Origin of the sequence: Streptomyces kunmingensis (assembly GCF_039533535.1) — a bacterium.
Taxonomy (GTDB): Bacteria; Actinomycetota; Actinomycetes; order Streptomycetales; family Streptomycetaceae; genus Streptomyces; species Streptomyces kunmingensis.
Genome location: NZ_BAAATS010000001.1, coordinates 53,920 through 66,651, shown reverse-complemented (window position 1 = coordinate 66,651; position 12,732 = coordinate 53,920). Strand labels below are relative to the sequence as shown.

The 12,732-nt window shown below is 69.5% G+C and carries 12 protein-coding genes; all 12 read right to left on the bottom strand.

Features of this window, described 5'->3' with window-relative positions; genetic code table 11:
• Positions 1–71: 71 nt before the first annotated feature.
• Positions 72–1,283, bottom strand: coding sequence for a DivIVA domain-containing protein (locus ABD366_RS00300; protein ID WP_324768336.1), 1,212 nt, complete (start codon positions 1,281–1,283; stop codon positions 72–74).
• A 46-nt stretch (positions 1,284–1,329) separates the two neighbouring features.
• Positions 1,330–1,614: a YggT family protein gene (locus ABD366_RS00295; RefSeq protein ID WP_324768338.1), complete on the bottom strand. Its 285-nt coding sequence runs from the start codon at positions 1,612–1,614 to the stop codon at positions 1,330–1,332.
• A 72-nt stretch (positions 1,615–1,686) separates the two neighbouring features.
• Positions 1,687–2,337: a cell division protein SepF gene (locus tag ABD366_RS00290; RefSeq protein ID WP_324768339.1), complete on the bottom strand. Its 651-nt coding sequence runs from the start codon at positions 2,335–2,337 to the stop codon at positions 1,687–1,689.
• Between the two features lie 125 nt (positions 2,338–2,462).
• Positions 2,463–3,191, bottom strand: coding sequence for a YggS family pyridoxal phosphate-dependent enzyme (locus ABD366_RS00285; protein WP_324768340.1), 729 nt, complete (start codon positions 3,189–3,191; stop codon positions 2,463–2,465).
• A gap of 6 nt (positions 3,192–3,197) precedes the next feature.
• Positions 3,198–3,917, bottom strand: a complete 720-nt coding sequence (gene pgeF, locus ABD366_RS00280) for a peptidoglycan editing factor PgeF (protein WP_411293683.1) — start codon at positions 3,915–3,917, stop codon at positions 3,198–3,200.
• 52 nt (positions 3,918–3,969) lie between these two features.
• Positions 3,970–5,193 (bottom strand): cell division protein FtsZ, encoded by a 1,224-nt coding sequence (gene ftsZ, locus ABD366_RS00275; RefSeq protein ID WP_324768342.1) that lies wholly within the window; start codon positions 5,191–5,193, stop codon positions 3,970–3,972.
• A 288-nt stretch (positions 5,194–5,481) separates the two neighbouring features.
• Positions 5,482–6,294: a cell division protein FtsQ/DivIB gene (locus tag ABD366_RS00270; RefSeq protein WP_324768343.1), complete on the bottom strand. Its 813-nt coding sequence runs from the start codon at positions 6,292–6,294 to the stop codon at positions 5,482–5,484.
• Between the two features lie 28 nt (positions 6,295–6,322).
• A complete protein-coding gene (gene murG, locus ABD366_RS00265; RefSeq protein WP_324768344.1) occupies positions 6,323–7,411 on the bottom strand; it encodes an undecaprenyldiphospho-muramoylpentapeptide beta-N-acetylglucosaminyltransferase in 1,089 nt (362 codons plus the stop codon).
• A gap of 6 nt (positions 7,412–7,417) precedes the next feature.
• A complete protein-coding gene (ftsW, locus tag ABD366_RS00260; protein WP_324768345.1) occupies positions 7,418–8,731 on the bottom strand; it encodes a putative lipid II flippase FtsW in 1,314 nt (437 codons plus the stop codon).
• Positions 8,732–8,840: 109 nt separating this feature from the next.
• Positions 8,841–10,283 (bottom strand): UDP-N-acetylmuramoyl-L-alanine--D-glutamate ligase, encoded by a 1,443-nt coding sequence (murD, locus tag ABD366_RS00255; protein ID WP_324768347.1) that lies wholly within the window; start codon positions 10,281–10,283, stop codon positions 8,841–8,843.
• Positions 10,265–11,338, bottom strand: a complete 1,074-nt coding sequence (gene mraY, locus ABD366_RS00250) for a phospho-N-acetylmuramoyl-pentapeptide-transferase (protein WP_324768348.1) — start codon at positions 11,336–11,338, stop codon at positions 10,265–10,267. The genes murD and mraY overlap by 19 nt, the downstream gene beginning before the upstream one ends.
• Positions 11,335–12,729 (bottom strand): UDP-N-acetylmuramoyl-tripeptide--D-alanyl-D-alanine ligase, encoded by a 1,395-nt coding sequence (locus tag ABD366_RS00245; RefSeq protein ID WP_324768350.1) that lies wholly within the window; start codon positions 12,727–12,729, stop codon positions 11,335–11,337. Before ABD366_RS00245 ends, mraY begins: the two co-directional genes overlap by 4 nt.
• Between the last annotated feature and the right edge of the window lie 3 nt (positions 12,730–12,732).

Sequence of the window (12,732 nt, the reverse complement as noted above, 5' to 3'; positions counted from 1 at the left end):
CCGGATCGTGAACACGATCCGGGCCGCGGCCTGAATGAACGCCGACGCCGTGTCTCAGGCGCGGGCCGCCCTCAGTTGTCGTCCTCGTCGATGAGGAACCCGCGCATCGGCGAGGGAGCCTGCTGCATCGGCTGCGGCGCCTGCGGCCGCACCGGCGCCATCGGCTGCGTCATGGCCGGCGACATCTGCTGCTGGCCGCCGCCGTAGGACGGGCCGCCACTCTGCTGGTTGCCGCCCATGCCCTGGTTGCCACCGTAGGACGGGGCACCCGCACCGGCCGGAGCCATCGAAGGCGCCGGGGACGGCGGCAGCGACGCGGTCGCCGGGGTACGCGGCGGGGCCAGCGAGTCGTCGGCCTGGGTCTCCAGCTGACGCAGCTGCGACTCCAGGTACGACTTCAGGCGCGTGCGGTACTCGCGCTCGAAGCCTCGCAGGTCCTCGACCTTGCGCTCCAGCGTGGCGCGGGCGGACTCCAGGGAGCCCATCGCGACGCGGTGCTTCTCCTGCGCGTCCCGCTCCAGGGCGTCGGCCTTGGCACGGGCGTCACGCTCGAGACCCTCGGCGCGGCTGCGAGCCTCGCCGACGATCTTGTTGGCCTCGGAGCGGGCCTCGGCGATCGCCTGGTCGGCGGTCTGCTGGGCCAGCGAGAGGACGCGCGCGGCGCTGTCGCCACCGGGGCCGCCCTGGCCGGGCTGCTGCATCTGCGGAGGACCGCCGTGGCCGCCCATGGGGCCGCCCATCGGTCCGCCCAGCTGCGGCTGGCCGCCCATCTGGCCCTGCATCGGACCCTGACCCATCGGGCCCTGGCCCATCGGACCCTGACCCATCGGGCCGGGACCCTGCGGGCCGCCGGGGCCCTGCGAGCCGTGGCCACCGGGACCGGCCGGAAGCTGCGGGGCACCGCTCGGCAGCTGCGGCGGGCCCCCCATGGGGCCGCCCATCTGCTGCTGCGGCGGGCCCGATATGCCGGCGGGCACCGGGGCGCCCGGACCGCGCATACCCTGCGGGGGTCCCTGCTGGTCCTGCGGGCCACCCTGGCCCTGCTGGTCCTGCGGGCCGCCGGGACCGGGGCCCTTGCGCATCCCGCCCTGCTGCTGGTTCTGCGCAGCGGCGCGGGTGGCTGCGGCCAGCTTGGCGCGCAGGTCCTCGTTCTCGCGGAGCAAGCGGGTCAGTTCGGCTTCGACCTCATCGAGGAAGGCATCGACCTCGTCCTCGTCATAGCCTTCTCGGAGGCGGACGGTCGTGAACTGCTTGTTCCGCACGTCCTCGGGGGTCAACGGCATCTCTTCACCTCAACGTAGTCGTCGGCATTCGGCAAGACCGTATCGTTCACAAGCCGCTCACGACGGTGATCAGGATGTAGACGATGATCATCAGTACGAAGAAGGACAGGTCGAGCGCCACGCCCCCGAGACGCAGCGGCGGGATGACCCGCCGCAGAAGCTTGAGCGGTGGATCAGTGACAGTGTAGGTGGCCTCCAGAACGACCACCATCGCCTTGCCGGGTTGCCACGAGCGGGCGAACTGGAAGACGTAGTCCATGACCAGCCGGAAGATCAGCACGATGAGGAAACACATCAGCGCGATGTAGACCACATCCAAAACCACGCCCATGTCGGCGGTTCCCTCTCCCCTGTTTCTCGTGCCTCGCGACTAGTAAGCCAGTCGTCGAACTAGTACTGCGTCTCAGCTCTGGTTGAAGAACCCACCCTCTGCGATACGGGCCTTGTCCTCCGCCGTGACATCGACGTTAGCAGGAGACAACAGGAACACCTTCTGGGTCACCCGCTCAATGCTGCCGTGCAGGCCGAAGACGAGACCAGCGGCAAAGTCGACAAGTCGCTTCGCATCGGTGTCGTCCATCTCCGTCAGATTCATGATCACCGGAGTGCCCTCACGGAAGTGTTCCCCGATGGTACGGGCCTCGTTGTACGTCCGGGGGTGCAGCGTGGTGATGCGGTAGGGCTCCCGCTCGGACACGACCTTTGGCATGATCACCGGTGCGTTCTTCTCCAGGCTCTGACGTTCAGGTGTGATGGATGCCACGGGGGCGATTCGCGCCGGACGTCCGGAATCGGCAGAGACCGAAGCGGGCTGACGCACCGGCTCACGCTGCGCGGGCGGCTGCACCACTCGTACCGATTCGTCCGCTTCTGTGGCGCGGGAGTTGTGTGACTGATGCGACGGTTCGTGCCGGTCGTGCCGTCGAGGGGCACGCTCGGGTTCCGGGTCGAGCTCGGGTTCGAAGTCGTCGTCGGGGTCGAACCCCCGGCCGTCGTACCCATCGTCCTCCACGAGGCCGAGGTAGACCGCCATCTTGCGCATCGCGCCGGCCATGCTCTGAGTCCTCCGCTCTGTGGTGGATCGGCTGACGTCAACCGAAGTGCCCGCGATCCACGTGATCTCCTCGCCCATCAGCGAGAATGACCATATTTTCTGCTGTGGTCCGATCCTTGGCGACGTTACCCGAGCCGGGGTCGGACTCCGAGTACCGCCGTACCGACGCGCACATGTGTCGCTCCGGCCGTCACGGCCTGTTCGAGGTCCGAACTCATCCCTGCCGACACCATGTTCGCAGCCGGATGAGCCGCGCGCAGGGCAGTCGACAAATCCATGAGGCGCTCGAACGCCGCCTGTTGCCGACCCGCGTAGACCCCCGCGAGCGGCGCGACGGTCATCAGTCCGTCGAGCCGCAGCCCCGGAGCTTCGGCCACGCGCGCGGCCAACTCCTCCACTCCGCCGAGGCCCACGCCACCGCGCTCGCCCCGGCCGTCCTCCTGGGCGTCGAGCGCGACCTGGATCAGGCAGCCCAGCTCGCGCTCCGACCGCTCGGCCTCCTTGGACAGCGCCGTGACGAGCTTCGCCCGGTCCACGGACTGCACCAGATCGGCATAACTCGCCACACTACGTACTTTGTTGGTCTGCAACTGACCGACGAAGTGCCAGGTGAGGGGCAGATCCGCGCACTCCGCGGCCTTGGGTGCGGCGTCCTGGTCGCGGTTCTCGGCCACGTGCCGCACCCCGAGCCCGGAGAGAATGCGCACATCGCTCGCGGGATAGGTCTTGGTGACCACGATCAGGGTCACGTCCTCGCGCTTCCGGCCGGCCGCCGCACAGGCTTCGGAGATACGTTCCTCCACCGCGGCCAGGTTCGAGGCGAGTTCTTCCTTACGTCCCTGAAGGTCCGTCATGTCGTATCAGTCCAGCCAGACATAGCCCGCGAGCCGGCCCGTGGTCCGGTCGCGGCGGTACGAGAAGTGGTCCTGCGACTCCCGCGTGCACACCGGCGACTGCTCCCGGTCGCGCACCCCGAGCCGCTCCAGTTGGGCGTGCACCCCGGCGCTCACATCGACGGCCGGGGTGCCCCAGCTGGTCTCGGCGTACGCCGCGGGCTCCACCGCGGCGACCTCCGCCCGCATCTGCTCCGGCACCTCGTAGCACCGGCCGCAGACCGCGGGGCCGGTACGGGCCACGATCCGGGCCGGGTCCGCGCCGAGCTCCACCATCGCCTGTACGGCCGCCGAGACGACCCCGGCGATCATGCCCGGGCGTCCCGCGTGCGCGGCGGCCGCGACCCCGGCGACGGGGTCGGCCAGCAGCACGGGGGTGCAGTCCGCGGTGAGCACGGCGAGGGGGAGCCGGCGCCGGGTGGTGACGATCGCGTCGACGTGCGGGATGTCGGCGTCCGTGGCCCAGGGCCCGTCCACCACCGCCACGTCGGGGCCGTGCACCTGGTTCATCCAGACGACCCTGGCCGGTTCGACGCCGAGCGCCTGCGCGGCCAACTCGCGGTTGCGCAGTACGGCTTCGCGGTCGTCGCCGACCGCGCCGCCGAGATTGAGCTCCTCGTACGGAGCGGCGCTCACCCCGCCCCACCGGTCGGTGAAGGCGAAGTGCGCGCCACTCGTAGAGGTCACAGCTGTGGGCTGTCCTATCACTGCCGTGCGGTTCCCATCGGGTTCAGGAACGTCACTTCAGGAAGTCCGGGACGTCCAGCTCCTCGGCCTGGCTGTCCGGGTAGGACGGCCGCGGCACGTGGGGCGTGCTGACCGGCGCGGAGGGGGCCTCGCTCACCGGGGTGGGCTTCTCGGCCGGCTCCGGCGTCTGCTCCTCGCGCGGCGTGACGCTGCCGAGGCTGCCGAAGGTCGGGCGGGAGGGTTCGGGGGCCGGCGCCGGACGGGCGGCCGGTACCGGTTCCTCGCGCTTGGCCGACGAGCCCATCACGGTGTCCCGCTTGGCCGGCGGCTGTCCGCCGTCGAACCCGGCGGCGATGACGGTGACCCGCACCTCGTCGCCGAGAGCGTCGTCGATGACCGCACCGAAGATGATGTTCGCCTCGGGGTGCGCGGCCTCGCTGACCAGCTGCGCGGCCTCGTTGATCTCGAAGAGACCGAGGTCGGAGCCGCCGGAGATGGAGAGCAGCACGCCACGGGCGCCGTCGATGGACGCTTCGAGGAGCGGCGAGGAGATCGCCATCTCCGCGGCGGCCACCGCGCGGTCGTCGCCGCGGGCCGAGCCGATGCCCATGAGGGCCGAACCGGCCTCGGACATCACGGACTTGACGTCGGCGAAGTCGAGGTTGATCAGGCCGGGGGTGGTGATGAGGTCGGTGATGCCCTGGACACCGGAGAGCAGGACCTGGTCCGCCGACTTGAAGGCGTCGAGGACGGAGACCTGGCGGTCCGAGATGGACAGGAGCCGGTCGTTCGGGATGACGATGAGGGTGTCGACCTCTTCGCGGAGCTCGGCGATGCCGTCCTCCGCCTGGTTGGCCCGGCGCCGCCCCTCGAAGGTGAACGGCCGTGTGACCACACCGATCGTCAGGGCGCCCAGCGAGCGGGCGATGTTGGCCACGACGGGTGCGCCGCCGGTGCCGGTGCCGCCGCCTTCGCCGGCGGTGACGAAGACCATGTCGGCCCCCTTGAGGACCTCCTCGATCTCCTCGCGGTGGTCCTCTGCCGCCTTGCGGCCGACTGCCGGATTGGCTCCGGCGCCGAGTCCGCGGGTGAGTTCACGGCCGACGTCGAGCTTGACGTCCGCGTCGCTCATCAACAGAGCTTGCGCGTCGGTGTTGATGGCGATGAACTCGACGCCCTTGAGACCGACCTCGATCATCCGGTTGATGGCATTGACACCACCGCCGCCGACACCGATGACTTTGATGACTGCGAGGTAGTTCTGCGGTGCTGCCACGTCGAAGGCCTCTCGCCTCGAGTTACGTGTCGCCGCCTCGCGTTCTGCCGAAGCGACGACTGATGTCGAATGGGGACGGTCCGGACTACTAGTCGACTGCCGACCCGAACCCTAACGGTGAAGTTTAGGGTTACCAGTGTGTCTGTTCCCTGGACTCTTCCGAACCTGACACTAAGTCGACAAGTGGCGCCCGTTCAACGAACACGCCGAACCTCCCGTTTTTCTTTTCACCCTATGTGATCAGCCGTAGCGCTGCCCAACCAGGGTGCTGGCCTGCGCTGATGAGCGTCAACTCCCTGATGAGGCCGGGGCGGTGGGAACACTTACGTCGAAGTGTTCGGCCTTCGGATCGGCTTTCATGAGGGTGGTGAGTACGCGCGCCTTCGTCTCCCCCTTCTCGGCACTTCCCCATACGACCTCCCGTCCGGCGGTGAGCTCCAGGGAGATGTCGTCGTACGAACGGACCTTGACGGTACGGGTGTCGCGCGCCACCGCGTCCGGAAGCCGCCTCGCGACGCGGACCGCTTCGCGGACCAGCCGGTCCGGACCGAAGCGTCGCAGGCTTGCCGCCGCGCCGCTCTGATCCGGCGTCAATTCCAGCCGGGGAACGCCCTTCGGGGCCTTGTCCACCGTCGCGAAACGAACACCTTCGTGGTCCACTTCGACGAACTTGCCCGCATTTCTGGCGTCTTCGACAATCAGGACCGGCTGGCGTTCCGTCACTTTCAGCCCGATTCCATGCGGCCAGGAACGCACCACGTCCACCGAGTCGATTCGAGGCAGTTTCCGGCGAATTCGGTCCTCGATGGCGTCGGCGTCGACGGAAATCAGCGGGGCGCCGACCGGTACCGCCGCCGCCGCGCGCACCTCCGCGGGCGTGAGGACGCCCGTTCCGGAGGTGGTGACGCGCTCGACGCGCAGCCACTGCGATCCGTAAAGGAGCCAGATGGAGCCCGCTCCGACCAGAACGAGCAGGACTCCGGTCACGACAAGGGTGCGCATGCTCGGGATGCGCAGTCGGCGGGGTGGCGGGGGCGGGCCGGATTCGGACGCCTCGGCTTCGTCTCGTTCGCCGCGGTCCGCGGTGGTCGCTCCGGCCACGCTCCCCTGCCTCACATGTCGTACGCCCCTAGCGGCGTGAGTTGATCGCCTCGTACACCATTCCGACGAGCAGGTCGTCGGCGTCCCGGCGGCCGAACTCCGAGGCGGCCCGGGACATCTCGTACAGCCGGTGCGGGTCGGCGAGCACGGGCAGGACGTTGCCCTGGACCCACTCGGGGGTCAGCTCCGCGTCGTCGACCAGCACCCCGCCGCCGGCCTTGACCACCGGCTGGGCGTTGAGCCGCTGCTCGCCGTTGCCGATGGGCAGCGGGACGTAGGCGGCCGGGAGTCCGACGGCGGAGAGTTCGGCGACGGTCATCGCGCCCGCGCGGCACAGCATCATGTCGGCCGCGGCGTACGCGAGGTCCATCCGGTCCACGTACGGTACCGGGATGTAGGGGGGCATTCCCGGCATCTGCTGGACCTGCGGCAGTTCGTTCTTCGGGCCGACCACGTGCAGGATCTGGATGCCGGACTGCTGGAGCAGCGGCGCGACGCGCGTGACGACCTCGTTCAGGTGGCGAGCGCCCTGGGAGCCGCCGGAGACGAGCAGCGTCGGCAGGTTCGGGTCGAGGCCGAACGCGGCGCGGGCCTCGGGGCGGACCGCGGCCCGGTCGAGCATGGCGATCGTGCGGCGCAGCGGGATGCCGATGTAGCGGGCGTCGCGCAGCTTGCTGTCCGGGGTGGAGACGGCAACGCCTGCCGCGTACCGCGACCCGATCTTGTTGGCGAGGCCGGGCCGGGCGTTGGCCTCGTGCACGACGATCGGGACGCCGGCGCGCTTGGCGGCGAGGTAGCCGGGCAGCGCGACATAGCCGCCGAACCCGACGACGCAGTCCGCCTTCGTGCGCTCCAGGATCTGCTCCGCCGCCTTGATGGTGCCGCGCAGCCGCCCAGGAACGGTGATCAGTTCAGGGGTGGGTTTGCGTGGCAGCGGTACGGCGGGGATCAGCGCCAGGTCGTAGCCGCGCTCCGGTACGAGACGGGTCTCCAGGCCGCGCTCCGTGCCGAGCGCCGTGATCCCCACGGTCGGGTCCTGCCTGCGCAGGGCGTCCGCGAGGGCGAGCGCCGGCTCGATGTGGCCGGCGGTCCCCCCACCGGCGAGTACGACATGCACCGAAATTCACCGCTCTCCGGACGTACGCGCCGAGGCGCGCCGTCGCATCGTGTTCCATCTCATCCGTGGCTGCCGCATGGCCAGGGCCGCCCGCGCCGCCGGCTCGTCCCGCGCGAACGCGATCAGCAGGCCTACGGCGAACATGGTCGGCAGCAGGGCGGACCCCCCGTACGAGAACAGCGGGAGCGGGACTCCGGCGATCGGCAACAGGCCGAGCACCGCACCGATGTTGACCACGGCCTGCGCCGTGATCCAGGTGGTCACGCCTCCCGCGGCATATCTCACGAAGGGGTCCTCCGTGCGTCCGGCCACGCGGATACCCGCATAGCCTAGAGCCGCGAACAGGGCGAGCACCGACAGCGTCCCTGCCAGGCCCAGTTCCTCACCGGTGATGGCAAAGATGAAGTCGGTGTGCGCTTCGGGAAGTTGACCCCATTTTTCCACACTCGCGCCCAGGCCGGAACCGAAGAATCCGCCGGAGGCAAGGGCGTAGATCCCGTGCAGTCCCTGCCAGCACATGTCGTCGGGTCCGGCGTCGGCGCGGCCCAGGCAGGCGAGGCGTGCCATGCGGTTCGGGCTGGTCTTGATGAGCATGATGCCGATCGCGCCGGCCACCGACAGGACGCCCACGAACAGCCGCGTGGGGGCGCCCGCGAGCCACAGCAGGCCGAACAGGATGGCGGTGAGCAGGATCGCCGTGCCCATGTCGCCGCCGAGCATGATCAGGCCGAGCAGCAGGAACGCCATCGGGACCAGCGGCACCAGCATGTGCTTCCACTGGGTCAGCAGCCGCTTGTCGTGCTTGCGCGCCAGCAGGTCGGCGCCCCACAGGATCAGCGCCAGCTTCCCGAACTCGCTGGGCTGGAGCATGAAGGGGCCGCCGAGCGAGATCCAGTTCTGGTTGCCGTTGATCGACACCCCTATCCCCGGCACCTGCACCAGGGCCATCAGGAAGACGCTGACGGCGAGGATCGGGTACGCGAGGGCGCGGTGCAGCTTCACCGGCATCCGCATCGCGAGCACCAGCAGGACCGAGCCGAGAACGGCCGCGACGAACTGCTTGCGGAAGAAGTACGAGCTGGACAGGCCCATCTGCAGGGCCGTGATCATCGAAGCCGAGTAGACCATCACCAGGCCGAGACCGGTGATGAGCAGCGCGGAGCCGAGGATCAGGTAGTACGCGGTGAGCGGCCGGTCCCAGGCGCGGCGGGCCTGCGTGTACAGGCGGCGCAGGGGATTGGCGCGCGCCCGGTAGACCCTGCTGGTCTTTCTCGGCGGGGCCGGGGGGCGCTTGGTGGTGCGCGCGCTGCTACCGGCCATTGCCGCTCCCCCACGGTGAGAGCCTGTGAAGCCGGCTCGGCGTTCGCTGGTGCGCTGCCACGTTCCCCTCCCGAGGGTGCCCGGTGACGCCGGGCACCCGAAGGTACCGTCAGACGCCGGCGGCGCCGAGTTCGCGGACCGCAGTCGCGAACGCCTCGCCGCGCTTGTTGTAGTTGGTGAACATGTCCATCGACGCGCAGGCCGGGGCCATCAGCACGGTGTCCCCCGGACGGGCGAGCCGTGCCGCCTCCTGGACCGCCGCGGACATCGCCCCAGTGTCGGTCCGGTCGAGGTCGACGACGGGTACTTCGGGGGCGTGTCGCTCCAGGGCTTCGCGGATCAGGGCGCGGTCCGCGCCGATCAGGACGACGCCGCGCAGCCGCTGTGCCGCGCCCTTGACCAGCTCGTCGAAGGTCGCGCCCTTGGCGAGCCCGCCGGCGATCCACACGATCGACTCGTAGGCGGCCAACGAGGCTTGCGCGGCATGGGTGTTGGTCGCCTTGGAGTCGTCGACGTAGGCCACCTCGGCGACGTCGGCGACGTGGGCGATGCGGTGGGCGTCGGGGGTGAAGTTGCGCAGTCCGTCGCGTACCGCGGCCGGTTCGACGCCGAAGGCGCGGGCGAGGGCCGCCGCCGCGAGGGCGTTGGCGACGTTGTGCGGGGCGGCGGGGGTCACGTCGGAGACCTCGGCCAGTTCCTGGGCGTTCTTCTGGCGGTCCTCGACGAAGGCCCGGTCGACCAGGATGCCCTCGACGACGCCGAGTTCGGAGGGGCCCGGGGTGCCGAGGGTGAAGCCGATGGCCCGGCAGCCCTCTTCGACGTCGGCGCCGCGGACGAGGCGCTCGGTGGCCTTGTCCGCGGTGTTGTAGACGCAGGCGACCTGATTGCCCTCGTAGATACGGCCCTTGTCGGCGGCGTACGCCTCCATGGAGCCGTGCCAGTCAAGGTGGTCGGGCGCGAGGTTGAGGACGGCGCCGGAGTGGGCGCGCAGCGAGGGCGCCCAGTGCAGCTGGTACGAGGACAGCTCGACGGCGAACACGTCGTACGCGTCGTCTCCTTCGAGGACGACGTCGACGATCGGGGTGCCGATGTTGCCGACGGCGGCCGTGCGCAGGCCTGCCGCGGTCAGGATCGAGGCGAGCATCTGCGTCGTGGTCGTCTTGCCGTTCGTGCCGGTGATGGCGAGCCAGGGCGCCGCGTCGGGGCCGCGCAGCCGCCAGGCGATCTCGACGTCCCCGACGACCTCGACGCCCGCTTCGGCGGCTGCCGCGAACAGCGGCGAGGAGGGCTTCCAGCCCGGGGAGGTGACGACAAGGTCGGTGCCCTCGGGCAGGGTGGCGGCATCCCCCAGTCGTACGGAGATGCCCTCTTCTTTAAGAAGGGCGGCCTTTTCGTGGTGGGCGGGGCCCTCCCCGCCGTCCACGACGGTGACCGACGCGCCGAGGCCGACCAGGGCGCGGGCGGCGCTGAGGCCGCTCACGCCGAGACCGGCGACGGTGATGTTCATCCCCTGCCAGGAACCCTGACCAGATGTCACTTCTTGGCTGCCCATCCTGCGTAGAAGAGGCCGAGTCCGACGATCACGCACATGCCCTGGATGATCCAGAAGCGGACCACGACAAGGACTTCGGACCACCCCTTCAGTTCGAAGTGGTGCTGGAGTGGCGCCATACGGAAGACGCGCTTGCCGGTCAGCTTGAAGGAGCCGACCTGGATGACGACGGACATCGTGATCATCACGAACAGGCCGCCGAGCAGCGCGAGGAGCATCTCGGTGCGCGAGCAGATCGCGAGACCGGCGAGGGCGCCACCGAGGGCCAGCGAGCCCGTGTCACCCATGAAGATCTTGGCGGGCGAGGTGTTCCACCACAGGAAGCCGAAGCAGGCGCCCATCAATGCTGATGCGACGACGGCCAGGTCCAATGGGTCTCTGACTTCGAAACACGCCGCTGGGTTGGTGAGGGTCTGCGCGTTGGCGCAGGACTCCTGGAACTGCCAGACGCCGATGAACGTATAGGCGCCGAAGACCATCACGGAGGCGCCGGTGGCGAGGCCGTCGAGGCCGTCCGTCAGGTTCACGCCGTTCGACATCGCGAGGATCATGAACAGCGCCCAGACGACGAAGAGCACCGGGCCGATGGTCCAGCCGAAGTCCTCCACGAAGGAGAGCCGCGTCGAGGCAGGGGTCTGCCCACGGGCGTCCGCGAACTGCAGGGACAGCACCGCGAAGGCGATACCGACGGTGAGCTGACCGGCCATCTTCGCCTTGGCCCGCAGACCGAGCGAACGCCGCTTGACGATCTTGATGTAGTCGTCGAGGAAGCCGACCAGTCCCATGCCCGCCATCAGACCGAGCACGAGCAGACCCGACAGGGTCGGGGTCGCGCCGGTGATCAGCTTGGACAGGAAGTACGCGATGAGGGTCGCCAGGATGAAGGCGATACCACCCATGGTCGGCGTACCGCGCTTGGCGTGGTGCTCACGCGGGCCGTCGTCACGGATGTACTGCCCATAGCCCTTGCGCGCAAGGAGCTTGATGAGCAGAGGCGTCCCGATCAGGGTCAGAAAGAGCCCGATCACGCCCGCGAAGAGGATCTGCTTCATCATCGGGCATCGACCTCGCCCTCGAGCAGCGCCTGTGCCACGCTCTCCAGGCCCACCGACCTGGAGGCCTTCACGAGCACGACGTCACCCGGGCGCAGCTCGCTGCGCAACAGGTCGACAGCCGCCTGTGCGTCGGACACGTGCACCGACTCCTCACCCCACGAACCCTCGTTATAGGCGCCCAGTTGCAACCAGGACGCTTCCCTGCCCCCGACTGCCACGAGCTTGCTGACGTTGAGCCGGACAGCGAGCCGTCCGACCGCGTCGTGCTCGGCCAGCGCGTCGTCGCCGAGCTCGGCCATGTGCCCGAGCACCGCCCACGTACGCCGCCCCCGGCCCATGGCCACCAGCGCGCGCAGGGCCGCTCGCATGGACTCGGGGTTCGCGTTGTAGGCGTCGTTGACGATCGTGACGCCGTCCGAACGCTCGGTGACCTCCATCCGCCAGCGGGACAGGGAGTCCGCCTCGGAGAGCGCGAGCGCGATCTCCTCCACGGACATGCCAAGGTCATGGGCGACGGCGGCCGCGGCGAGCGCGTTCGACACGTGGTGCTCACCGTACAGGCGCAAGGTCACTTCGCTGCACCCGGAGGGTGTGTGAAGGCTGAACGAGGGCTGCCCGTTCTCCGTGAGCCGGACATTCTCGGCACGTACGTCGGCTTCCGCGGCCTCTCCGAAGAACAGCACCTTCGCTTTCGTACGGGACTCCATGGCCCGTACGAGCGGATCGTCCGCGTTGAGGATCGCGGTGCCGTCTGCGGGCAGCGACTCGACCAGCTCGCCCTTCGCTTCCGCGATCTGCTGCCGGCCGCCGAACTCGCCGATGTGCGCGGTGCCGACGTTGAGGACGACGCCGACCCGCGGGGGTGTGAGGCCCGTCAGGTACTGAATGTGGCCCTTTCCGCGGGCGCCCATCTCCAGGACGAGGAACCGCGTCTCGTCGGTGGCGGAGAGGGCGGTCAGCGGCAGGCCGATCTCGTTGTTGAACGAGCCGGGCGTGAAGACCGTGGGTGCCTTGCTGCGCAGCACCTGGGCGATCAGGTCCTTGGTGCTGGTCTTGCCGGCCGAGCCGGTCAGCGCGACGAGGGTGGCGCCGAGCCGCTCGACGACGTGCCGGGCAAGCGCACCGAGCGCCGTCTGGACGTCGTCGACGACCACGGCGGGCACGCCGACGGGGCGGGACGCCAGAACGGCGACCGCACCCTTTTCCACGACATCGCGCGCGTAGTCGTGGCCGTCCACGCGCTCGCCCGCGAACGCGGCGAACAGGCTGCCGGTCTCGACCTTGCGCGAGTCGATGACGACCGGCCCGGTGACCCGGACCTGCGGATCCGGTATGTCGTACGTCTGCCCGCCGACAACTGAGGCGATCTCGGCGAGGGAGAGGGCGATCACAAC